Origin of the sequence: Nonomuraea terrae (assembly GCF_004348995.1) — a bacterium.
GTDB classification, from domain to species: Bacteria; Actinomycetota; Actinomycetes; order Streptosporangiales; family Streptosporangiaceae; genus Nonomuraea; species Nonomuraea terrae.
In genome coordinates this window covers 19345-41394 of record NZ_SMKQ01000064.1, presented here as the reverse complement: position 1 = coordinate 41394, position 22050 = coordinate 19345, and the positions used below count along the sequence as shown (strand labels likewise).

Annotated in this window: 21 protein-coding genes; 11 read left to right on the top strand and 10 right to left on the bottom strand. The window is 71.9% G+C overall.

Annotation, left to right across the window (positions count from 1 at the left end; genetic code table 11):
* Nucleotides 1-76: 76 nt before the first annotated feature.
* Both E1286_RS21540 and E1286_RS21535 read left to right on the top strand, forming a co-directional pair.
* Complete coding sequence (locus tag E1286_RS21540; protein ID WP_246075024.1) at nt 77-1990, top strand: ATP-binding protein; 1914 nt, start codon at nt 77-79, stop codon at nt 1988-1990.
* Between the two features lie 67 nt (nt 1991-2057).
* On the top strand, nt 2058-3230 hold the full coding sequence (locus tag E1286_RS21535) for an FAD-dependent monooxygenase (protein WP_132615244.1): 1173 nt from the start codon (nt 2058-2060) through the stop codon (nt 3228-3230).
* An 82-nt stretch (nt 3231-3312) separates the two neighbouring features.
* On the opposite strand, the gene E1286_RS21530 is transcribed toward E1286_RS21535, so the two are convergent.
* Complete coding sequence (locus E1286_RS21530; RefSeq protein ID WP_132615243.1) at nt 3313-4131, bottom strand: SAM-dependent methyltransferase; 819 nt, start codon at nt 4129-4131, stop codon at nt 3313-3315.
* A 504-nt stretch (nt 4132-4635) separates the two neighbouring features.
* Between E1286_RS21530 and E1286_RS21525 the strand changes: the two genes are divergently transcribed.
* Nucleotides 4636-4821, top strand: coding sequence for a hypothetical protein (locus E1286_RS21525; RefSeq protein ID WP_132615242.1), 186 nt, complete (start codon nt 4636-4638; stop codon nt 4819-4821).
* Between the two features lie 10 nt (nt 4822-4831).
* Here the strand turns inward: E1286_RS21525 and E1286_RS21520 are convergent, their stop codons facing one another.
* Nucleotides 4832-5932, bottom strand: coding sequence for a serine hydrolase domain-containing protein (locus E1286_RS21520; RefSeq protein ID WP_132615241.1), 1101 nt, complete (start codon nt 5930-5932; stop codon nt 4832-4834).
* A 99-nt stretch (nt 5933-6031) separates the two neighbouring features.
* On the opposite strand from E1286_RS21520, the gene E1286_RS21515 reads away from it, so the two are divergent.
* Nucleotides 6032-6664 (top strand): TetR/AcrR family transcriptional regulator, encoded by a 633-nt coding sequence (locus E1286_RS21515; RefSeq protein WP_132615240.1) that lies wholly within the window; start codon nt 6032-6034, stop codon nt 6662-6664.
* Here the strand turns inward: E1286_RS21515 and E1286_RS21510 are convergent.
* On the bottom strand, nt 6645-7418 hold the full coding sequence (locus E1286_RS21510) for an N-acetylmuramoyl-L-alanine amidase (RefSeq protein WP_132615239.1): 774 nt from the start codon (nt 7416-7418) through the stop codon (nt 6645-6647). The two genes, E1286_RS21515 and E1286_RS21510, sit on opposite strands and share 20 nt — an antisense overlap.
* Before the next feature lie 50 nt (nt 7419-7468).
* Entirely contained in the window at nt 7469-9136 is a 1668-nt protein-coding gene (locus tag E1286_RS21505) for a carbamoyltransferase C-terminal domain-containing protein (RefSeq protein ID WP_132615238.1), read from the bottom strand.
* 182 nt (nt 9137-9318) lie between these two features.
* Between E1286_RS21505 and E1286_RS21500 the strand changes: the two genes are divergently transcribed.
* The 3 genes from E1286_RS21500 (at nt 9319) to E1286_RS21490 (ending at nt 12175) form a co-directional block, all read left to right on the top strand.
* Complete coding sequence (locus tag E1286_RS21500; RefSeq protein ID WP_223190194.1) at nt 9319-9903, top strand: GNAT family N-acetyltransferase; 585 nt, start codon at nt 9319-9321, stop codon at nt 9901-9903.
* A 210-nt stretch (nt 9904-10113) separates the two neighbouring features.
* A complete protein-coding gene (locus E1286_RS21495) occupies nt 10114-10743 on the top strand; it encodes a TetR/AcrR family transcriptional regulator (protein WP_132615237.1) in 630 nt (209 codons plus the stop codon).
* A gap of 10 nt (nt 10744-10753) precedes the next feature.
* Nucleotides 10754-12175, top strand: a complete 1422-nt coding sequence (locus tag E1286_RS21490; RefSeq protein ID WP_132615236.1) for a pyridoxal phosphate-dependent decarboxylase family protein — start codon at nt 10754-10756, stop codon at nt 12173-12175.
* Nucleotides 12176-12428: 253 nt separating this feature from the next.
* On the opposite strand, the gene E1286_RS21485 is transcribed toward E1286_RS21490, so the two are convergent.
* Together E1286_RS21485 and E1286_RS21480 are read right to left on the bottom strand one after the other, a co-directional pair.
* Nucleotides 12429-12929, bottom strand: a complete 501-nt coding sequence (locus tag E1286_RS21485) for a type 1 glutamine amidotransferase domain-containing protein (protein ID WP_246075023.1) — start codon at nt 12927-12929, stop codon at nt 12429-12431.
* 130 nt (nt 12930-13059) lie between these two features.
* The gene (locus tag E1286_RS21480; RefSeq protein WP_132615234.1) at nt 13060-15006 is read right to left on the bottom strand and encodes a family 10 glycosylhydrolase; all 1947 of its coding nucleotides are present in this window, start codon (nt 15004-15006) and stop codon (nt 13060-13062) included.
* 183 nt (nt 15007-15189) lie between these two features.
* Between E1286_RS21480 and E1286_RS21475 the strand changes: the two genes are divergently transcribed.
* The 4 genes from E1286_RS21475 (at nt 15190) to E1286_RS21465 (ending at nt 18912) form a co-directional block, all read left to right on the top strand.
* A complete protein-coding gene (locus E1286_RS21475; protein WP_132615233.1) occupies nt 15190-16716 on the top strand; it encodes a golvesin C-terminal-like domain-containing protein in 1527 nt (508 codons plus the stop codon).
* A gap of 116 nt (nt 16717-16832) precedes the next feature.
* Nucleotides 16833-16973, top strand: a complete 141-nt coding sequence (locus E1286_RS47970; RefSeq protein ID WP_165969834.1) for a hypothetical protein — start codon at nt 16833-16835, stop codon at nt 16971-16973.
* A gap of 17 nt (nt 16974-16990) precedes the next feature.
* Nucleotides 16991-18121 carry a methyltransferase domain-containing protein gene (locus E1286_RS21470; RefSeq protein ID WP_132615232.1) on the top strand — a complete coding sequence of 377 codons (1131 nt, stop codon included), beginning with the start codon at nt 16991-16993 and terminating at the stop codon, nt 18119-18121.
* Between the two features lie 35 nt (nt 18122-18156).
* On the top strand, nt 18157-18912 hold the full coding sequence (locus E1286_RS21465; RefSeq protein ID WP_132615231.1) for a hypothetical protein: 756 nt from the start codon (nt 18157-18159) through the stop codon (nt 18910-18912).
* A gap of 4 nt (nt 18913-18916) precedes the next feature.
* On the opposite strand, the gene E1286_RS21460 is transcribed toward E1286_RS21465, so the two are convergent.
* Genes E1286_RS21460 through E1286_RS21445 form a run of 4 tightly spaced genes read right to left on the bottom strand, consistent with a single transcriptional unit; the run spans nt 18917 to nt 22012 of the window.
* On the bottom strand, nt 18917-19678 hold the full coding sequence (locus tag E1286_RS21460) for an SDR family NAD(P)-dependent oxidoreductase (RefSeq protein ID WP_132615230.1): 762 nt from the start codon (nt 19676-19678) through the stop codon (nt 18917-18919).
* A 19-nt stretch (nt 19679-19697) separates the two neighbouring features.
* Nucleotides 19698-20276, bottom strand: a complete 579-nt coding sequence (locus E1286_RS21455) for a TetR/AcrR family transcriptional regulator (RefSeq protein ID WP_132615229.1) — start codon at nt 20274-20276, stop codon at nt 19698-19700.
* Between the two features lie 42 nt (nt 20277-20318).
* A complete protein-coding gene (locus E1286_RS21450) occupies nt 20319-21506 on the bottom strand; it encodes a hypothetical protein (protein WP_132615228.1) in 1188 nt (395 codons plus the stop codon).
* Nucleotides 21503-22012 (bottom strand): SigE family RNA polymerase sigma factor, encoded by a 510-nt coding sequence (locus E1286_RS21445; RefSeq protein WP_132615227.1) that lies wholly within the window; start codon nt 22010-22012, stop codon nt 21503-21505. The genes E1286_RS21450 and E1286_RS21445 overlap by 4 nt, the downstream gene beginning before the upstream one ends.
* Between the last annotated feature and the right edge of the window lie 38 nt (nt 22013-22050).

Below are 22050 nucleotides of genomic sequence, written 5' to 3'. Positions count from 1 at the left end.
GATCTACACTTATGCGATCGTCGGCAGCGTCAGAGGTGTATAAGTCAAAGGGCTGTTCGCGGACCGGGCGTCCGCCGTGCGGCCGGGCTTCGCGCTCGGCCCGCGCAACCTCGACGCGGTGCTGCGCATCTGCGCGTCGCTCGACGGCCTGCCGCTGGCCATCGAGCTGGCCGCCGCGCGGGTGCGGACGTTCGGGGTGGCGGAGATCGCCGCCCGGCTGGCCGAGCACGGCAGGTTCCGGCTGCTGTCGCGCGGCGACCGTACGGCCGCCGCCCGGCACCGGACGCTGCACGCCGTCGTGGAGTGGAGCTGGGACCTGCTGGACGCGGCGGAGCAGGCGCTGGCCAGGGGGTTCGCGGTGTTCACCGGGGGCGCGAGCCTGGAGGCGGTCGAACGGGTCTGCGGCCCAGGCAGCGCCGAGTCGCTGGTCGGCCTGGTGGACAAGTCGCTGGTGGAGACCGACGGCGAGCGCTACCAGATGCTCGACACCATCCGGCTGTTCTGCCTGGAACGCCTGGCGGAGGCGGGCGAGGAGGAGCGGCTCCGTGCCTCGCACGCCGCCTGGTTCCTGGAGCTCGCGCGGCGCGCCGACGACCACCTCTACCGCGAGGAGCAGCTCACGTGGCTGGCCCGGCTGTCGGCCGACAACGCCAACCTCCAGGCGGCACTGCGCTGGAGCGTCGAGCACGACCGGCCGACGGCGTGGCGGCTGGTGGCGGCGCTGGCGATGTACTGGTGGCTGAGCGGGCGGCGCGGCCAGGCCACCCTCCACACCGTACGTCTCCTCGACGCGACCGGACCCGAGCCGCCCGACGGGCTGGCCGAGGAGTACGTGATGGCCGTGCTGCACGCCGTACCGGACGCGGGATCGCCGCACTGGGAGCGGGCACGGGAGATCATGGCCTCGCTCGACCGGCCGATGCGGTACCGGTTCGGCGTGGCCCTGTGGGGCATGCTCGCCGGGCCGCCCGAGCGATGGCCGTCGTCCGGGCACGAGCCGCCCGTGCTCGGCTCCGAGCCGTGGAGCCGGGCGCTCGGACGGCTCAGCGTCGCCCTGATGCTGCTGCTCGGCGGCTCGGCCGCCGACGGGGAACGGGAGCTGGAGCGGGTGCTCGCCGACTTCGGCGCGGTGGGCGAACGCTGGGGGACGGCCCAGGCGCTCGACTGGCTGGCGCTGGTGGCGAGCTGGCGCGGCGAGTGGGCGCGGGCGTTCCGGCTGTGGGAGGACGCGCTCGGGCTGCTGGAGGAGCTGGGCGCGCTCGACGAGCTGGCCGACGTGCTCGGCAGGCGGGCCGAAGCGCGGCTGCGGGCGGGCGACGTCCGGGCGGCCCGCGCCGACCACGAACGGGTGGGTGAGCTGGAACGGCGGCTGGGGAGACCGGAACTGATGGCGTGGGTACACCTCCAGCTCGGTGAACTGGCCCGGTACGAAGGCGACCTGCCCGAGGCGGACCGGCGGCTGGAGGCGGCGCTGGCCGGGTCCCGGACCGGCGCGTTCACCGCGGGCGGCACCCGTTCGCGGGTGTACACCGCGCTGGGCCGGCTCGCCACGGCGAAGGGCACGATGATGGGCACGGCGCAGGAGCCGGCACAGGAGGCGGAACGCTTTCACGCCATGGCGGTGGCGGCCGCACTGGACTCCCCCATGTCCACCGACCTCGCCGATGCCGCCGAGGGACTGGCCGGCCTCGTCGCGGGAGCACAGGTCGGCTCGGACGCGACACGAACCCGGGACGCGGCCGAGCGGGCGGCGGTGTTGCTCGGTGTCGGGGTGGCGTTGCGCGGGCTGGCCGTGGCCGGTGACCGCGACGTCGCGGCGGTCGCCGCCAAGGCCACGCGGGTGCTGGGGCCGGAGGGCTTCGCGGCCGCGTACGCCAGTGGTGCGGCGATGGACCGCGCCGAGGCGCGGGCCCTGCTGGAGAGTGCGGCCGCCGGGCAGCCGCCCCCGCTGCTCGGGCCCGAGGTCGCGCCGTCACCCGGCGACCGCTGACAGGGCCGGAGCGGTCTGTCAGCCGGTGGTCGCCGGGTTGTCAGCGGTGGTCGCGACGCTGCTGGGCATGCGAAACCGCAACATCCTCATCTCGGGCGCCGGCATCGGCGGCCCGGCACTCGCCCACTGGCTCGTCCGCGCCGGTCGCACCGTCACCGTCGTCGAGAAGGCCCCGGCCCTCCGCCCTGGCGGTCAGGCGGTGGACTTCAAGGGCGAGACCCACCTCACCGTCCTGACGCGCATGGGCATCCTGGACGACGTACGCCGCCTGCAGACCGGCGGACCCGACCAGGAGATCGTGGACGCGCACGGCCGCAGGCTCGCGGTCCTGCCCGGCGCGTTCACCGGCGGCGACCTGGAGATCAGGCGCGGCGACCTGTCCCGCATCCTGTACGAACGCACGTCCTCCCACTGCGAGTACGTCTTCGGCGACTCGATCACCTCGCTCACCGACACCCCGGGCGGCGTCCACGTCACCTTCGAACGCTCCGCGCCCCGCACGTTCGACCTGGTGGTGGGAGCGGACGGCATCCACTCGGCCGTGCGCCGCCTGGCGTTCGGCCCGGAGACGGAGTTCGTCAGGTTCCTCGGCTACTACTACGCCCTGGCCGAGGTCGAGAAGGGCTTGGGGGAGGTGCCGTGGATGTACAACGAGCCGGGGCGGCTGGTCGCCGCGGGCGGCCCGAAGGCGCAGGCGTTCTTCGTCTTCGCCTCAGCAGCGGAGCTCGACTACGACCGCTACGACACCGGACGGCAGAAGGATCTCCTGGCGCGCGCGTACGCGGGCATGGGCTGGCGGACCCCCGAGGTCATCGACGCGGTGCGCCGCTCCGGCGACGTCTACCTCGACTCGATCAGCCAGGTCAGGATCGACCGCTACAGCGCGGGCCGGGTGGTGCTGCTCGGCGACGCCGCGTACGGCAACACGCTGGGCGGATTCGGCACCGGCCTGGCCGTGGTGGGCGCGTACGTGCTGGCGGGCGAGCTGGCCGAGGCGGGCGGCGACCACCGCGCGGCCTTCGCCGCCTACGAACGGCAGATGCGCGCCTACGCCAGGATCGCGAGGAACGGCAACACCGGCCCCTTCCTCGCCCCCGCGACTCCGGCCAGGATCCGCATGCGCAACTGGACCTTCAAGTACGGCTTCCTGCTCGGCCTGATGCTCAAGATGAGCGACAAGTTCGCGACCGACATCGCGCTCAAGGACTACGCGGCTCTGACCGGCCGAGTTCAGAGATAGAGGCCGGCGGCGAACCCGGCCACGCCCTGCCACCGCTCCGCGTACCCGGCCGCCGCCCTCCTCTGGCGCCGCGTCTGAGGAGTCAGGCGGGCAGCCGGCCGACGCCGCCGTCGATGCGGAGCTGCGGCAGGCCGTCCAGCATTGGGACCTCGGGCTCGGCGGGGTCGATGCGCCATTCGTGCACCGGCACCAGGCCGGGGCCGATCAGCTCGAAGCCGTCGAACAGCCGTAGCACCCGCTCCCGCGTGCGGAAGGTGGGCTGCGCGGGCGAGCCGGCCGTCGCCATCGTGAGCTGGGCGATCGCCTGAGGGGAGCTCTCGGCCATCGCGTGGGAGAGCACCAGGTGGCCGCCCGGGGACATGCGTTCCCCGAAGGCGGCCACGATGCCCGCCGGGTCTTCCTCGTCGGTGACGAAGTGGAGCACGCCGACCATCAGCACGCACACCGGCTGGTCGAAGTCGATCAGCCCGGTGACGTGCGGGTCGGCGAGGATGTCCGCGGGACGGCGCAGGTCGGCCTGGATGCTCGCGACGCCCGGGGCATCGGCCAGCAGCACCTGGGCGTGCATCCGGACCACGGGGTCGTAGTCGACGTAGACCACCCGGCACGCGGGGTGCACGGCGCGGGCGGTCTCGTGGACGCTGGGCGAGGTCGGGATGCCGGTGCCGAGATCGATGAACTGCCTGACGCCCTGCTCGGCCAGGTGGCGCACCGCCTCGACCTGGAAGCGGCGGTTGGCCCTGGCCACCCGGCGGGTGTCGGGGGCGACCGCGAGGAGCCGCTCGGCCACCGCACGGTCGACCGCCAGGTGGTCCTTGCCGCCGAGCAGGTAGTCGTACACCCGGGCGGAGCTCGGGACACTCGGGTCGACACCGGGCGGAACGCGTTCTAGTTCGGTCACGGTGGGCCGTCTCCTCCTGCGCGCGCGACGTGGGCCTCATCATAGACGGAGCCCATGGATCACCGCGGGAAGATCACAGAGCCCGAATCAGAACACGTTCCGCCACGCTGTCCCCGGGTGTGTCCGCACGTACGAGCCGCCGTCCTGTCCCAGGACCAGAACAGGGCCAGGAAGACCAGCACCAGCACGCTGCCTCGGCCCGCCCCAGGGGCGGAACGTACGGTTTCCTGCTGCGGCGGGGACAACGTTTCGTCAGTCAATGAGAAAGAAGGCTCGCAGCAACTCCCACGAGTCCGGCTAGAACATGTTCTCGATTACCGGGGTGGCTGGCGCTCACCCTGTGAGTTCGGCGATTATGAGGGCCTTCGAGTTGATGCACCCTCCTCCGGGGGGACCGGAAATACAGCCTCACGACCGATGCGCTCAGGGCGCGAGCCTGTGCATCCTGGTGGGGACGGGTCCGGCGCGGGGGCTCGTACCGGACCTGAGAGGAGCCACGAGGGCATGGACCACACGGAAGACCGGCCGACCGTGATCTTGGACAACGGGGTCGTCGGCAGGGTCATGCTGGCCCACTCGTCCAGGCACGACCTCGTGCTCGTACTCGGCATGGACGGCACCCTGCTCAGCTGCCAGCTCGACGACATCGTCTGCGTGGTCGGCGGCGCCCCGCTCTGCCGCGACGGCTGACCCCCCTGGGTCAGCCCCGGGAGACGATGCCGGCGATCAGCTCGGCAGCGGCGAAGTCGTTGGTCAGCCGGTTCTTGGTGAGCGCGAAGGCGGTGCCGGTGGCGGTGTCGGCCCAGGCGGCGCTGCCGCCGGCGCCCGGCACCCCGAAGACCGTCGGGCTCAGCTCCGCCGTCGAGGTCGGCCCGCCGATGCCGTAGCCGAGCCCCCAGGTCGTCGGCATGCCGAAGACCTCGTCGATCCCGCCCGACACCACGGACGTCGCCTCGCGCAGCCGTTCGGCCGAGATCAGCCGCACGCCGTCGACCTCGCCGAGCAGCGCCGCGTACATCCGGGCGATGGCCCGCGCCGAGGTCTTGCCGCCGGCGGGGATGTCGGCGGCGAGATAGTCGGGCCGGTTGCCGAGGGCGGCGTTCGGCATCAGCGACATCGGCCCGGCCTTGAACATCGGCAGGTCGGCCGGCATCTCGCCGAACGCCGACATGTCCATCGGGGCGTCCTCCAGCCGGGCCAGCCGGTGGTGCTCCTTCTCCGGCATGCCGAAGTAGAGCTCCTCGGCCACGCCCAGCGGCCCCGCGACGTCCTCGCGCAGTACCTGCGAGATCGGCTTGCCGGTGACCCGCCGGACGATCTCACCGACCAGGAAGCCGAACGTGTAGGCGTGGTAGCCCATCTTCGTGCCCGGCTCCCACCAGAGCTCGGCTTCCTCAAGCGCGGCGGTCATCTTCTCCCAGGCGCAGACGTCCTCGGGTGTGGTGTCGAGCGGGACGCCGGGCACGCCCGCCGTGTGCGAGAGCACGTGGCGCACGGTGACGCCCTGCTTGCCGTGCCGGGCGAACTCCGGCCAGAGCTCCGCGACAGGTGTGTCGTAGTCGAACAGGCCGCGCTCGGCCAGCACGTGCGCGACCGTGGCGGTGGCGCCCTTGCCGATCGAGAAGTTGTAGAAGGGCGTGTCGTGAGTGACGGGCCGCCCGGTCTCCGGGTCGGCGACGCCGGCGACCACGTCCACGACCTGCACGCCGCCGCGGTAGACGGCCACCTGGAGCCCGCGCTCCTCGCCTGACTCGACCAGCCCGTCGGCCGCTTCCTGCACCTGCTTCTGGAGGTCGCTCATGACCCGTCCTCTCGTCTGGGGGAACTAGACGGTACAGTACTGACAATAGTACGGAACTGTCTAGTACTGTTCTCCGCAGGGACGACGAGAGGGCGGTCCATGGAAGAGAACGGCCGTACGGCACGCAAGCGCGCGCAGATCCTGGAGGCGGCGCGGCCGGTGTTCCTGCGCAACGGCTACGTCGGCGCCAGCATGGACGAGGTGGCCGCGCTGGCCTCGGTGTCGAAGCAGACGGTCTACAAGCACTTCACCGACAAGGAACAGCTCTTCACCAGCATCATCATGGACACCACCGCCCAGGTGGAGGGCCTGACGAAGATGATCACGGCGACCCTCGACGACGACGGCGACCTGGCCGAAGACCTCCGCGCGCTGGCCCGCGGCTTCCTCGGCGCCATCATGGAGCCCGAGCTGCTGCGCCTGCGCCGGCTGGTCATGGCCGAGGCCGAACGTTTCCCCGACCTCGGCCGCACCTGGTACGAGCAGGGCTTCGAACGCTCGTTGAAGACCCTCACCACGGCCTTCGGCCGGCTCGCCGAACGCGGCGTGCTCCGCCTCGACGACCCCGAGCTCGCCGCCGAGCACTTCGTCGGCCTGCTGCTGTGGATCCCCGTGAACAAGGCCATGTTCCGCGGCGGCAACGACCTCTACGCCGAGGCCGACCTCGACCGCCTGGCCGAGGCCGCGGCCAGGGCGTTCCTGCGCGCGTACGCTAGTCCAGATACCGCCTGAGCCCGTCGGCCAGTGCCTTGGCCATCCGCTCGCGGAAATCGGGGTCGGACATCTTGGCGGCGTCGCCCTTGTTGCGCATGTTGCCCGCCTCCAGGAAGACCGCCGGGCGCTTGGACAGATTGAGCCCGCCCAGGTCCGTACGGCTCTGCAGGCCGTTCGTCGCCGTGTAGTTCGCGTACGGCATCCCCGTGCCGGCGCGGTAGGCCGCGCGGATGTCCCGGCCGAGCCGGCGTGACGGCCCCACCACGTCGTCGTTGTGCCCGGGCAGCAACCCCGGCGTGATCACGTGGAAGCCGTGGCCGCTCGCCCTGGCCCCGTCGGCGTGGATCGACAGCATGGCGTCGGCCTCGGCCTCGTTGCCGATGGCGGCCCGCTCGGTGATGCAGGGCCCGACGCCATTGTCATCGGGGCGGGTGAGCACGACCTTGGCGCCCATGCCCTCCAGGATCGGCTTGAGTCTGCCCGCGACGTCCCAGGTGAAGGCGTGCTCCTGGTAGCCGGAGGCGGTGGAGGTGCCGACGGTGTTGCACGGTTTGCGGCCGGTGATGATGTCGACCTGACGGTTGATCACCTCGGGATGGGCGGCGTTGCGGCCGTTGTGGCCGGGATCGATCACCACGACCTTCCCGTCCAGCGGAAGCGCGGGCGCCGGTGAGGCGGGCAGCGCCATCTCCTGGGCGGCCGATACGCCGCACCCCGCTGTCAGCACCGCCAGCGCGGCGAGCGCCACGGCTCCGGCTCGGTTGGCGGCCATGCCACCGTCCGTACCCGCCACGGCGCGCAAGGAACCGGCTTGACCTGCACTTACGTATCCAGCCGCGGCTCGTCGCGCCTGCGGATCAGGTACGGCGGCATCGCCAGCGCGTGCAGGCCGGTCGTGCGCAGCAGCTCGACTGCGTGCTCCGGCGTCTCGGCCAACGGCTCGCCGGGCCCACTCAGCGAGGTGTTGACCAGCACCGGCACCCCCGTGCGCCGCTGCCAGGCGGCCAGCAGGGCGTACAGGAACGGCGTGGTCCCGCGTTCCGCAGTCTGGAGCGCGGCCGTGCCGTCCGCGTGCGTGACCGCGGGCAGCAACTCCCGGTACGCGGGACGCACCAGCGCGGCGTACTGGCGGAACGGCGCGGGCCTGTCGATCTCGAAGTAGCGCCCGGCCTGGTCGGCCGGCACCACCGGGGCCAGCGGCCGGAACCACTCGCGGCCCTTGACCTCCCGGTTGACGTAGTCGCGCATGCCGGGCCTGCGCGGATCGGCGAGGATGCTGCGGTGGCCCAGCCCGCGCGGCCCCGACTCGCCGCGCCCTTGGTGCAGCCCGACCACGCGCCCGCTCGCCAGCAGCGCCGCCACCTCCTCCACCAGGTCGCCGGGCCGCTCGGCGTACAGGCCGTCCGGCAGGGCGCGTACGGCCGCCTCGACCGCGCCGGCGTCGGGGTCGGGGCCGAGGAAGTCGTCGGTCCACCGGAACCGGCTCTCCACGCCGAGGCACGTGATGAGCCCGTACAGGGCGCAGCCGATGGCCGTGCCGCCCGCGTGCGGGCTGGGCGGGACGAACACCTCGCGGAACGGCGACTCTCGCAGCAGCCGGCCGTTGGCCGGGACGTTGAGCGCCGCGCCGCCCGCGAACACCAGCGCGTCCAGGCCGGTCCTGTCGTGCAGCCACCCGGCCAGGCGGGTCAGGGCCCGCTCGAAGGCGCGCTGGCCGGCCGCGGCCAGGTTCGCCGCCCGCCGGAACTCCTCACCACCCGGCTCGTAGCCGGTCGCGGCGCCGAACGCCTCCATCCAGGCGGCCGGGATGTGCACCTCGTGGCTTCGGACGTCGAGGTCGGGCAGGCCGAGCGCGTCCGCGTCGCCGTACGCGGCGAGGCCCATGACCTTCTCCTCGTCACCCTCGCCGGGCCACAGCGCCGACGTCAGCAGCGCGTAGAAGGCGCCGAGGCCGGCCGGGCGGGCCCAGTCGCCGTCCCAGAGCTGCTTGGCCACGCACTCGATCCGGCCGCGCGCGCACCGGTAGAACGAGGCGACCTCCAGCAGCTCGCCGTCGGTCCCGGGCGGCAGCTCGACGCGCTCGGTGAAGTCCCGCACGCGGCTGCCCTGCGCGTCGATGACCAGGCCCGCCGCGTGCCCGAACGGCGAGGGGTAGAAGGCGCCGTAGAGGTGCGCGAGGTGGTGCGAGATCAGCGCGACCGGGGCCCCGCGCCCGAGGCTGAGCGTCTCGCGCATCTCCCCGTGGTACGCGCTCGCGTGCTCCATCTCGGTGTCGCAGGAGTAGCTCTCCACGACCAGGTCGACGGGCTCCTTGAGCTGCGGGAGAGCCGGCAGGTAGCTGTCGGGCAGGTCGCCGAGCCGCCCCCAGTGACCCTTACGGCGGGTGACGCGGTCCTTCTGCAGGCCGTACATGCCCGACTCGCCCACGGCGACGGCGAGCGAGCCGTCCTGGGTGCGATTGATACCGACAACGATGGGAACGTCCGCCATCTTCGGTGCCTCCTGGTCGCGATCATGGGCACCATTACCCCTGGCTGGCGAAAGACGATCTCCCAACCGCGTAAGGGACCCGTCAGCAGCTCTCCACGCGGCGGCCTTACGCTCGGAAGACGGATGGAGGCTGCGGCGTCCATCCGCCCAGGACACCGCACCGACGAGAGGAGACCTGGGCCATGGGGGAACGATTCACGATGAGACCGGCCGTCCGCCACGCGACGGCCGACGACGCCAAGCGGGTGGCGGAGCTGGTCGCCACCGCGTTCTCGGGGTTGCGGGCCGTGGCGTACCTGGTGCCGGAGCGCCGGGAGCGGCAGCGGGTCCTGACGGCCGCCTTCCTGATCACGGTGGAGCACGCGCTGGAGCACGGTGAGGTCCACGTGTTCGACGACGGGCAGGCGGCCGCCGTGTGGATGCCGCACACGGCGCCGCAGCCGCGTGACTACGAGCTGCGGATGGCCGACGCCACGGGCGAGTGGGCCGACCGGTTCCGGCTGTTGGACGAGCTGTTCGAGGCGAACCGGCCGGAGCCGCCGTACCACAGCCTGGCGTTCCTCGCCGTCCGTCCCGACCGGCAGAACCAGGGGCTCGGCACGGCGCTGCTGCGGTACGGGCACGACCGGCTGGCGGGCGCGCCCGCGTACCTGGAGGCCAGCGACCCGCGCAACCGCGACCTGTACGCCCGGCACGGCTACCGGCAGCGCGAGCCGTTCGCGCTGCCGGACGGCGCGCTGTTCTGGCCGATGTTGCGGACGGCGTGAAAGTCCCACCGCGCCGTTGACGTGACGTTCGGCTTCACCGCCGCCACCACGGCGGGGCCCAACCTCGCTCCGGAGGTCTTCCACCTGAACGGTGACCGCTGCCGTTAGCCTCGGCCCACGGCCGGCGCTCGCCGCGCCGGCCCCGGGCTGCCGCGCGGGTCTCCATCAAGTGATTGACCGGCGACCACTGACCGAATTATCTTCGGTGCCATGGCTTCCGCCGACGGCACGCAGGCCGACCTCATTCTCAAGGTCGCGACGCAGCTCTTCGCCGCTCTCGGCTACGACGGCACCTCGACGCGCCAGATCGCCGACGCCGCCGGGCTGAACATCGCCACCGTCAACTACCACGTGGGCGGCAAGCGCGAGCTGTACCTCGCGGTCATGGCGCGCGCCCACCTGGCAGAGAAGGCCGCCCTCGACGCGGCGCTCGCCCGGCTGCCCGGCGACGACCCCGTGGCCGCCATCCACCGGCTGATCGACGACTACCTCGGCTTCTGCGTGGACAACCCCGAGGTGCCCGCCCTGTGGATGCACCGCTGGCTCTCCGACGCCCGCGACATCACCGAGCTGGAACGAGAGTACGTCCAGCCGCTGGTCACCGCGGTCGGCGCCGCGCTGCGGCCGACCGTCGAGTCGGGCCTGATCGACGAGCAGGCCGACCTCGAATACACCATGTGGACGGTCATCTGGTCGGTGCACGGCTTCGCCAAGGGCGGCGTGCTCGACTCCGACGGCCGGCGCAGGGCCGCCGGCGACCGGGCCGCGCTGCGCCGCTTCCGCGCCCACCTCCACCTGTCGACCCACCGCGCCCTCGGCCTGCCCGGCGATCCCCCTTGAGGAGTTCCGCGTGACCCTTCCCCCGGCCGGAGAGACGACCGGCGACCTGCTTGCGGAGCTGTCCCGGCTCAAGCGGCACGACCTGCCCGTCCGCGGCGGCCAGGTGACCGCGTACGTCTACGACACCGGCAGACCCGAGGTCAACGACGCGGCGACTCGGGCGTACCTGGAGATGCTGGAGGTCAACTGCCTCGACCCGACCGCGTTCCCCAGCGTGGTGGAGATGGAGCGGCAGGTCGTCGGCGCGGTCGCCGACGTGCTCGGCGGCGGCCACGGCATCTTCACCAGCGGCGGCACCGAGTCGATCATGCTGGCCGTCAAGGCCGCCCGCGACGCGGCGTCGGCGGCCCGGCCGAAGCTGGTGCTGCCGGTGACCGCGCACCCCGCCTTCCACAAGGCCGCCCACTACCTCGGGGTGGAGGTCGTGGCGGTGCCGGTGGACCTGAAGACGTACAAGGTGCGGCCGGGCGACGTCGAGGCGGCCCTCGACGCGGACACGATCCTGGTCGCCGTCTCCGCGCCGTCCTACCCGCAAGGGGTCGTCGACCCGGTCGCGGAGGTGGCGGCCGTGGCCGCGGGGGCGGGCGTGCCCTGCCACGTGGACGCGTGCGTGGGCGGGTGGCTGCTGCCGTGGCTGCGCGAGGCGGGCGCGGCGATCCCGCCGTTCGACCTGTCGGTGCCCGGGGTGACCTCGATCTCCTGCGACCTGCACAAGTTCGGCTATGCGCCCAAGGGCGCCTCCGTCGTGCTCTTCGCCGATCCCGCGATGCGGCGGGCGGCGTACTTCGCCTCGGCGGCCTGGCCCGGCTACACGATCATCAACGCGACCGTGCAGAGCTCCAGGTCGGCGGGCCCGCTCGGCGGCGCCTGGGCGACCTTACGGGCGCTCGGCCGCGAGGGGTACGTCGAGCTCGGCCGCGCCACGCTGGCGGCCACGGCGCGGTTACGCGAGGGCATCGCCGCGATCCCCGGCCTGCGGGTGCTCGGGGAGCCTGAGTCGTCGCTGGTGGCGTTCACCGGGGCCGGGATCGACGTGTTCGTGCTGGCCGACGAGGCGCGGGCCAGGGGCTGGTTCCTGCAGCCGCAGCTCTCCTACGCCGGCATCCCGGCCAACCTGCACATCACGGTCACGGGGGTCACGCTTGCCGGGGTCGAGGCCATGCTGAAGGTCATCGCCGAGTCGGCTGCCACCGCCCGCGCCCGCGGCCCCGTCGAACTGCCGGAGGGACTGGTCGACCTGGTGGCGGGCCTGGACCTCGACACGATGGACGACACGAGCTTCGCCGAACTCGCCGCCGCGGTAGGTGTGGACCTGCGCCCGGGCACGGGCCAGCCGGAGATGGCCGCGGTCAACACCATCCTGGACGCTCTGCCCGCACCGACGAGAGAAGCGGTCCTCCTGCGCTTCCTGTCCGTCATCTACGGCCCCTGAGCGGAGGCCGGCACGGCCGGAAGCCGATCGTCCCCGGCGGCCCGGTGGATCCCACCACGGGCGAGCAGCGCTGCCAGGCAGACCGGGCTCTCGTACCAGGACCGCGCGTCATCAACGCTCGCGAAGCGGTGGATCAGCACAACCGTCGGACGCCGCGCCCTCCAGGGTAATCCGACGACCGGTGTCACCCTCGTGGCCTACCGGGCCGCCCGGGCCGGCGTGGAGAGCCGGCTCGGCCCGGGCGGTCACGCGCTCACATGCTGCCCTTGTTGACCAGCTCGATCAGGGCGTCGGCCGCGGGGGCCGAGGAGGCCGGGTTCTGCCCGGTGATCAGCAGGCCGTCCCGCAGGACGTAGGGCTGCCAGTCGCCGGCCTTGGAGTAGACGCCTCCGAGCTTGACGAGCTCGTCCTCCACCAGGAAGGGGACGACGTCGGTGAGCTGGACGGCGTCCTCCTCGGAGTTGGCGAATCCGGTGACCTTCCTGCCGGAGACCAGCGGGGTGCCGTCCTCGTTGACGGTGTGCCGCAGCACGCCGGGGGCATGGCACACCGGTGCCACCGGCTTGCCGGAGCGCAGGGTCGACTCGATCAGCCGCGCGGAGACGGTGTCCTCGGCCAGGTCCCGCATCGGTCCGTGCCCGCCGGGGTAGAAGACCGTGTCGAAGTCGTCGGCCGAGACCGAGTCCAGGCGCACGGTGTTCGCCAGTGCCTCGGTGGCCTCGGGGTCTTGCGGCCGGTGTCGCCCAGACGTCACGAGAAAGTGCTGGAGTCGGCCGGGGATCCGGCGTTCGCGTTCGATCCGCTCGGCGCGTTCGACCGGCTCGCTCCGGAGCGGTTCCCCTGACTGCCATGCGGCGGCCGTACACGGCGAACGCGACCGAGGCTCATGCCACTTTGCTGATCCGGACGGCGTCGGCGACCACGTATCCGGCGGTGGAGGTCCAGCGGCTCACGCCGACCACGTCGTACGTGCCGGCGGCGAGGGTGAACGTGCCGAGGGCGCGCCAGGCCCCGCCGCCGGTGCGCTGGTCGACGGTCACCGTCCGGTTGCCGCCGGAGGCCGCCACGACGTACGGCGTCGCGCTGTTGTAGCCCGCGTCGGCCGGATGCCAGACCTCCACGCGGTAGCTGCCCGCGCTCGGGATGGCCGCGCGGTACCAGGCCGGGTCGCTGGCCGCGACCGGGTCGGCGAAGCGGTAGTCGGCGCCGTGGCGCTGCCCGGAGAAGGCGGAGGTGCCCCAGTTCGCACCCGCGGTGAACCCGGCGTCGGCGTTGTCGACCACCACACTGAAACCGCCGGAGCCTTCGGCGGCCCGGCCCGCGCTCGGCGGGCCCTCCTGGTGGGTGCGGGACAGCGCGCTCACGTAGTAGGTGTACGCGGTCCCGGCGGCGGCCGAGGTGTCGGTGAACGTGGTCTGGCGGGTCGTCCCGACGAGGTTGCGGGCGTCGGCGAAGAAGCACGGGTCGGCCGCCGACGGCGAACCGGTCACCCGGTAGACGGCGTACGAGGTGCCCGAGCCCGTCCATGCGAGCTGGACGCCGTTCGACGCGCGGGCGGCCGAGGTGATCGAGGGGGCGGCCGGCGCGGCGCCGGAGCCACGGGCGGGCAACAGCGCGGGACGGGTGTAGTGGGTGTTCGCCAGGCGGGTGATGGCGCCGATGCGATCGGCCCTGACGTCCTTGGCGCTGAAGAACACGTCGCCGACGATCTCGGGGTGACGGCGGTTGTCCGTCAGGTGGTCGCTCAGCTCGGCCGCGTCCCGCCAGGCGGCGTCCTCGCCGGAGGCGCCCGCGCGATAGGCGGCCTGGCCGATGACGAGCTGCACGCCGGTGCCTCTGACCTGGTCGGACCACCAGGCCGTGAGCACCTCGTACGCCGCCGTGGAGAAGCCGATGTGCCAGTAGACCTGCGGCGCGAGGTAGTCGACCCAGCCCTCCTTCACCCACCGCCGGCTGTCGGCGTAGATCGCGTCGTACGACTGCAGCCCCGAGGTGCGCGAGCCGAGCGGGTCGGTGCCGGCGTTGCGCCAGATGCCGAACGGGCTGATCCCGAACGACACGTGCGGCTTGGCGGCGTGGATGCGCTGGTCGAGCTCGCGGACGAGCAGGTTGACGTTCTCGCGCCGCCAGTCGCCGATGGTGTCGAACGCGCCGCCGTAACGCTCGTACGTGGCCGCGTCGGGGATGGTCTGGCCGCTGACCGGATACGGGTAGAAGTAGTCGTCCAGGTGGACGCCGTCCAGGTCGTAGCGGGTGACCGCGTCCATGATCGCGTCCTCGATGAAGTCGCGGACCTCCGGGATGCCCGGGTCGTAGTAGAGCTTGCCGCCGTAGGCGAAGCGCCAGCCGGGGTTGCGCCGCGCGGGGTGCGAGGACAACAGCCGCGACGCGTCGTCGTGGTTGGCGATCCGGTACGGGTTGAACCAGGCGTGGAACTCCAGGTTGCGGGCGTGGGCCTCCCTGACCATGAACGCCAGCGGGTCGTACCCCGGATTGCCGCCCTGGGTGCCGGTCAGCCACTGCGACCACGGCTCGTACGTCGAGGGCCAGAACGCGTCCGCCGTCGGCCTGACCTGCACGACCACCGCGTTCATCCGCCTGGAGACGGCGAGGTCGAGCCAGGCGCGGAACTCGGCCTGCTGGGCCGACGCGCTCAGCCCGGTGCGGCTGGGCCAGTCGATGTTGGCGACCGAGGAGATCCACATGGCCCGCAGCTGGCGCTTGGGGGTGGCCGGATCGACGACGCAGGCGGTCGCGGAGGAGGACGAGACGGGGACCAGGACGATGGCGGCCGTGAGCGCCGCGAGGACGGTACGCAGAAGCGCGGTCACGAAGGGAAGTTTCAGCGGATTCACGGGAGGGCGCAATAGTTTTCACAACTTCGAGGGGGCCCAAATCTCACCGGTCCCAGAAGGCGAGGAGTTTCACCTAACTCACGAGTAATGTCAATTGTCGACATCCAGTCAGGAGCTGCCGTAGCGTGCTCCCCGTCCACTCGTGAACGAGGAGCCCCCATGACTCTCGTCCGCACGCGATTAGCAGCCCTCGCCACCTCCCTCCTGGCCGTCCTCCTCATCGCCGCAGGTCAGCCTGCCTGGTCCGAGGCCAAGGACGCGCCACTGCCCGCCGCCTTCGCCAAGGCAGCCGCCGCGTACGACGTGCCCCGCGACCTGCTGGTCGCGCTCGCGTACGCCGAGACCCGCCTCGACGGGCACGGCGGCGAGCCCAGCGCCAGCAACGGCTACGGCGTCATGCATCTGGTCAGCAACCCGGCCAACCGTTCCCTGGAGAAGGCCGCCGAGCTGACCGAATTGCCGGCCGACAAGCTCAAGACCGACGACGAGGCCAACATCCTCGGCGGCGCGGCCGTCCTGCGCTCCCACGCCGACGCCCTCGGCCTGGACGAGACCGCCAGGAAGGACCCCGGCCGCTGGTACCAGGCGGTCGCGAAGTACGGCAACGCCTCCTCGCCCGAGCTGGCCCGCCTGTACGCCGACGCGGTCTACGAGGGCCTCGGCCTCGGCATCAACGCCCGTGGCCTGCAGGTCAAGCCGCAGGAGGTGACCGCCGACCGCGGCGAGTACGCCAAGACCCGCGACCTGACCTCCAGGGCGGGCGACGCCGGGATCCTCAGCACCGACTACGGGCCCGCGGCGTGGGTGCCGGCCAACTCCGGCAACTACCGCGTCTCCAGTCGCGAGACCAGCTACAACATCGACCGGGTCGTCATGCACGTCGCCCAAGGCTCGTACGCGGGCACGATCTCCTGGTTCCAGAATCCCAGCGCCAACGTCTCGGCGCACTACGTGATCAAGTCGTCCAACGGCGCCGTCACCCAGATGGTGCGCGACAAGGACGTCGCCTGGCACGCGGGGAACTCCACCTACAACAACCGTTCCATCGGCATCGAGCTCGAGGGCTACGTCTCCGACGCCTCGTGGTTCACCGACGCGATGTACCGGTCCGCCGCGGCCCTGGTCAGGCATCTGTGCGACAAGTACGCCATCCCGAAGACCAGGACCGGAATCATGGGCCACAACGAGGTCCCCGGCGCCACCCACACCGACCCGGGGCCGCACTTCAACTGGACCACGTTCATGAACCACGTGACCGGTGGCGGCACCACCCCGCCCACGTTCACGACGACCGTGGACAACACCACGGCCGGCCAGTTCACCGCCAGCGCCGACTGGGGCACCTCGACCTACTCCAGCCAGCGCCACGGCGCCGACTACCGCTTCGCCGAGCCCGTCTCGGCCAGCGACCCCGCCTGGTTCTCGGCCACCATCCCGAGCGCCGGCACGTACCGGGTCGAGGTCTGGTATCCGGGCGATCCCGGATACAACAGCTCGGCGCCGTACATCGTGGCGACGTCGAGCGGCAACCAGACCGTCTTCGTCGACCAGCGATCAGGCGGCGGAGCCTGGCGCACGATCGGCACGTTCTCCCTCAACGCCGGCACGTACAACGTGGTCGGCGTGAGCCGCTGGACCTCCGGCACCGGCCTGGTGATCGCCGACGCCGTCCGCATCAGCCGCTGACCTCCTCCTGAGCGAGACCCGCGCCCTCTTCCGGGTGCGGGTCTTCTCTTTTCCCTGCGAGATACGAGGGGTAGACGTAGCATCTCATCCATCCGGACAAGCAGAGGAGGAGCCCCATGGCCCGTCACGAAGACCCCAAGAGCCCGAAGGCCGAGGACTTCGACCCCAAGAAGCACGGAGGTGTAGGGAGCAACGGTGACCAGCAGAAAACGGCGTCCGGCAAGCACGCCGACAAGGGCAAGGGCGACAAGAAGTAATGGACGTCAATGCCCGGATGGATCGCCTCGTCTCAGAACTCGATCCCTGCGGGGAGATCGGGAACGCGGTCAAGAAGGCGGTCCGCGCGGTGCCCCGCCACCAGTTCATCCCAACGGTCGGCCTTGTCGTGCCGACCAAGGCCCCCCCGTACATGATCAACCGTGACGACGACCCAGTCACCTGGTGGGACACCGTCTATTCGGACAGCATCGTCGTCACCCAGCTCATGGACGGCGCCGTCCCGCTGTACGAGACCATCAGCGGGTATACATCGTCGGCCTCAGCCCCCAGTACGGTCGCCGATCTGTTGAACCTGCTGGACCCCGATCCCGGCCAGCGGGTGCTCGAAATCGCCACCGGAACGGGCTGGACCGGCGCCCTGCTGTGTCATCTGGTCGGCGAGCGAGGACAGGTCACCTCGATCGAGATCGACCCGGCCATCGCCGACCAGGCCGCCAAGAACCTCGCGGGCGCGGGCGCCACCCCGACCCTGATCGTCGGTGACGGCGCTCTCGGGTGGCCGCCGGGCGCGCCGTACGACCGGGTGCACGTCACGTGCGGGGTCCGGACCCTGCCGTACACGTGGATCGAGCAGTGCCGGCCCGGCGCGACGATCGTGTTGCCGTACTGTCCCAACTTCGGTGCCAACCATTCGCTGCGGCTCGTGGTCCTCCCGGACGGGGCCGCGGTCGGGCGCTTCCCCGGCTTCGCGTCGTACATGATGCTGCGCTCGCAGCGGCCCGTCTCCCCGCTCGACGCGCGCGGTCCGGAGGAGCGGCACCTGCTGCGGACCCGCGTCGACCCGCGCACGATCGCGTACGCACCGGCCGGCGCCGACCTGGCCATGGCGGCGCTGACCGGCCTCGAAGCGAGTCACAGCAGCGAGTCCGACGAGGACGGCGAGCTGTTCAAGCTGTGGATCTGCGACCCCCGCGACCCGTACTCGTGGGCGACGGCGGTCTGGCGGCCGAACAGCGTCGAGTACGACGTCTACCAGGTCGGTCATCGACCCGTCTGGGACGAGGTCCTGAACGCCTACTTCCAGTGGGTGAGCTGGGGCCGTCCGGGACGCGACCGCTTCGGCATGACGGTCACCCCGCACGGCCAGCGCATCTGGCTCGACTCCCCCGACCGCATCGTGGGCTGACGGTCGGATAGGGTCGCCCGAGAACGGAGTCGATCTTGTCGCGAGCAGCCCTGGCCGCGTGGGTGGCCGCCTTGTGCGCCGCCCTCCTCCCGACGTGGGAGCACTGGAGGCCGTACGTCGGGGAGCTCAGGGGGCACATCTGCTTCGGCTCGTACTTTTCGGACCGAAGCGCATGGCAGGAGGCGGTCGAGGCACTCGTCATGCCCCTTCGCGCGGATGCCGGCATGCTGGTGGGGCTCGGGGTCGCCTGGGGAGTTCCCGCGGTCGTCGTGCTGGCGGCGTTCGGCCGGTGGCAGTCGGCGGTGGCCGGGCGGCGGGCGGCGGCGTTCCTCGCGCTGACCGCGGTGCTCAACCCGCTGGTCGTGCCGTATTTCGACTCCGATGCCTGCGCCGTCGTCCCGCTGTTCAGCGGTCAGTGGTTCGCGGAGGTGGCCGGCCAGGTGGGCAGTGGCCCGGTCCTCGCCCTCCTGGTGGCCGCCGTGCTGGTCCTGCTCGCCACGCAGCTGCGCGACGATCCGCCGGCTGGGCCCGCCGTCCGTCGCGGGCGGGCCGTGCGCCGGGCGGCGGCGGTTCTGATCGACTACTGGGTCATCGCCCTGCCCGTCACCCTGGTCTCCGACCCATGGGAGATGTCCTTCGGGGGGACCGGGCTCCTGGAGCGGGTCCAGCTCTTCGAGCTCGTGAACGAGCCCGCCCAGCTCCTCGTCCCCGTGGTGGCGCTCCTCTACGTGCTGCCCCGGCGGACGCTCGGGATCTGGGTCATGGGGCTGCGCCGGGACAGGACGCTGTGACAGGTCAGGCGGTGGCGCCGCCGTCCACCACGTGGTCCGTGCCGACGACGAAGCTCGACTCCGGCGACGACAACCACAAGGCGGCCGCGGCGATCTCCTCCGGGGCGGCCACGCGGCCGATCGGCAGGCCGGTCTTCATGCGTTCGTCCCGCTCGGCGCGGGTCTCGCCAGGGCGCGTCGACATGGGCGAGTCGATCGGGCCGGGGCTGACGGCGTTGACGCGGACACCGTCGGCGATGTGGTCGCGCGCCGCCGCCCGCGTCAGGTAGCTGACGGCGGCCTTCGAGGCGGCGTACGCGCTCGCCCCGGCCAGGCGCCAGTGCGCGCCCATGTTGGAGGCCACGTTGACGATCGTGCCGCCGCCGTGCGCCCGCATGTGGGCGATCTCGTGCTTCATCGACAGGTAGACGCCCGTGAGGTTGACGGCGAGCACGTCGTCCCAGGTGTCCTCGTCGTAGTCGGCCAGCGGCGCGAGCTTGCCGAAGATCCCGGCGGCGTTGAGGGCGACGTCGAGCCGGCCGTACCGGGAGACGGCGGCCGTCACCATGGCGGCCACGTCGGCCGAGCTGGTGACGTCGACGATGAACGCGCTCGCCTTCCCGCCGCCGTCCTCGATCAGCTTCACCACCTCGGCCAGCCGCGCGGCGTCGCGGCCCGCGACCAGCACGGCGGCGCCCTCCCGCGCGTACGCGAGCGCCGCCGCCCGCCCCACGACCCCGCTCGCACCCGTCACCAGTGCGACCTTGTCGGCAAAACGACCTGTCATAATTCCATACCAATCGTTCTCATATTTGGACGGCATTCATGGCTTGGTCCACGGCGTCGCGCAGCCGGCGGGCGTCGGGGTCGGCCCGGCCGAGCACCCGGACGCCCTGCACCAGCACGAGCAGGAACCTGGCCAGCGCGTGCGGATCCTTGCCCGCCGGGATCTCCCCCTGGGCGCGCGCCCTGACCAGGGCCCCGGCCAGCACGGCCTCCATCTCGGCCCAGCTCGCCACGACCTTGCGTGACACGACGGGGTCGCGCGAGCCGAACTCCACCGCCGTGTTGACCACCATGCAGCCCCGCCGCAGCTCGTCGGCCAGGCATTCGGCGACGTACGCGTCGAGGAAGGCGCGGATCGCGGGCAGCGCGGGCCCCGGCTGGGACAGCGGCTCCACCACGTCGCCCTGCTCCACATAACGCTCCAGCGCCTTCAGGTAAAGGTCGCGCTTGCCGCCGAAGGTCGCGTAGATGCTGGCCCGCGCGATCCCGAGCCGCTCCACGAGATCGGCCATCGAGGTCGCTTCGTACCCGCGCTCCCAGAACAGCTCCAGCGCCTTCTGCAGCGCGGCGTCGGGATCGAACTCCTTGGTCCTTGGCACGCCGCAGACGCTAACACTATCGAGATCGATCGGTCAAAAAAGCTAGCGCGGAGTCAGGATCCAGTGCCAGGAGCCTCCCTTGTTGGTGTCGCGGTTGCGCCCGAGCTGGGTCATCCGCTCGCCGTCCACGCTCACCAGGACAAGACCGTTGTTGAACTCGTTCTCGCACGATCCCGCGCAGCCGAGCGCGATGACGTTGTCGTCGTCGGCCCAGGCGTGCAGTTGCAGCACGTTCTGGCGGCCGGCGATCTCACCGGTCGCGGCATCGGTGATCTTCGTGGGCAGCCCGTCCGGGCCGAGCAGGAGGCGGCCGTCCGGGGAGAGGGCCGAGTGGCGCGAATACCCGACGTAGCGGTCCGCTTCTGGGGCCTCCGCCTGCCGGCCGTCGAGGGTGTAGAACAGCCGGTCCGGACGTGTTCTCGTGGGAGACCAGAGCAAGCTGCCGTCCAGGCTCCAGCCGAGGTCCTGGCGCGGGTTGCCGGTGATCCGCTCTGAGCTGTCGAAGCCGGGCAGCGGCGGCAGCTCGTGGTAGTCGGCGGTGCCGCCCGGCACGTCGATGACGTAGTAGCCGGTACGCGGGTTCTCGCCGAATCGCAGGTGCGCCTGGTCGCCTTCGCCCTGCCTGATCTCCGGGTAGCTGGAGTAGGCGGTGGCCAGGATCTTGGTGCCGTCCGGCGACCAGACGACGGACCCGACGGGGTGCGCGAGGTCGATCCACGTGAGCATCTCGCGGGTGTTCATGTCGAGCACGCCCACCCGCGTGCCGAGCCCGTCGCCGTCCAGCACGGCGGCGACCTGGAGCCCGGGAGCCACATCCACCCACGCGTACGGGGTCCGCTCGTAGCCGCCGGTGCGCGGGTCGTACAACGACCAGCTCCGCAGGACCCGCTGCCCGCTCTTCGCCGGCTGGTACACGTAGTACGCCGAGACGGCCAGGCGCCCCGCGGCGATCAGCTTGGCCGGCGGGCTGTTCCCGGTGTCGGTCCGCACGTCCGTCGGCGCGGGCGACGGCCTGGCCGGCAGGGTGATGCCGGTGGCCGGGAGCACGACCGGCTCGGGCTCACGCTGACCGGCGACGAAGACGGCGATCGCCGCGACCATGGCCGCCGCCAGCATCGCGGCCCCCACGGGCTTCCAGACGCGCCTGCGCAGCGCCCGGTCGGCCAGGTCGTGGGGCACCTGGGCCTGCCCGGCCCATTCCTCCAGTGTGTCGCGCAGCAGGCGGGTCACCTGGCCACCTCCAGTTCCCGTGCCAGTTCGGGGGCGACCTCGCGCAGCCGGGCCAGCGACCGGTGCGCGGTGCTCCTGACCGTGCCGACGGAGCAGCCGAGCACGCTCGCGATCTCCTTCTCCGGCAGGTCCTCGAAATACCGCAGCACCAGCACCGCGCGCTGCCGGGCGGTGAGCCGGGCGAGGGCGGCGCGCAGCAGCATGCGCAGCTCGCTCTGGTGGTGCGCGTCGCGTTCCTCCCGCTCGGGCGGGCTGGCCTGAACCACCTCGCCGCGGCGCACGCTCGTCCGCCACCAGCTCACCTGCTGGCGGTACATGATCTGCCTCGCGTACGCCTCGGGGGCCTCCACGCGCCGCCACCGGCCCGCCAGCCGCGCCAGGGCAGTTTGCACCAGGTCCTCGGCCGCGTGCTGGTCACCGCCGGTGAGCAGGAATCCGAGCCGCATGAGAGCTGGGGAACGCGCGGCCACGAACTCGCGGAACCGTTGCTCGTCCGCGGCGTCCACGGTCACCTCCAGGGGATCGACGTCACCCTTTCAGACGC

Excerpts from the sequence above, each read along its gene's own strand:
- E1286_RS21510 (WP_132615239.1), bottom strand. The coding sequence starts at position 7,418 with ATGGCCGCCAACCGAGCCGGAGCCGTGGCGCTCGCCGCGCTGGCGGTG.
- E1286_RS21460 (WP_132615230.1), bottom strand. The coding sequence starts at position 19,678 with ATGACAGGTCGTTTTGCCGACAAGGTCGCACTGGTGACGGGTGCGAGC.
- E1286_RS21535 (WP_132615244.1), top strand. The coding sequence starts at position 2,058 with ATGCGAAACCGCAACATCCTCATCTCGGGCGCCGGCATCGGCGGCCCG.
- E1286_RS21500 (WP_223190194.1), top strand. The coding sequence starts at position 9,319 with ATGGGGGAACGATTCACGATGAGACCGGCCGTCCGCCACGCGACGGCC.
- E1286_RS21470 (WP_132615232.1), top strand. The coding sequence starts at position 16,991 with ATGGATCGCCTCGTCTCAGAACTCGATCCCTGCGGGGAGATCGGGAAC.
- E1286_RS21515 (WP_132615240.1), top strand. The coding sequence starts at position 6,032 with ATGGAAGAGAACGGCCGTACGGCACGCAAGCGCGCGCAGATCCTGGAG.
- E1286_RS21475 (WP_132615233.1), top strand. The coding sequence starts at position 15,190 with ATGACTCTCGTCCGCACGCGATTAGCAGCCCTCGCCACCTCCCTCCTG.
- E1286_RS21525 (WP_132615242.1), top strand. The coding sequence starts at position 4,636 with ATGGACCACACGGAAGACCGGCCGACCGTGATCTTGGACAACGGGGTC.
- E1286_RS21495 (WP_132615237.1), top strand. The coding sequence starts at position 10,114 with ATGGCTTCCGCCGACGGCACGCAGGCCGACCTCATTCTCAAGGTCGCG.
- E1286_RS47970 (WP_165969834.1), top strand. The coding sequence starts at position 16,833 with ATGGCCCGTCACGAAGACCCCAAGAGCCCGAAGGCCGAGGACTTCGAC.
- E1286_RS21505 (WP_132615238.1), bottom strand. The coding sequence starts at position 9,136 with ATGGCGGACGTTCCCATCGTTGTCGGTATCAATCGCACCCAGGACGGC.
- E1286_RS21520 (WP_132615241.1), bottom strand. The coding sequence starts at position 5,932 with ATGAGCGACCTCCAGAAGCAGGTGCAGGAAGCGGCCGACGGGCTGGTC.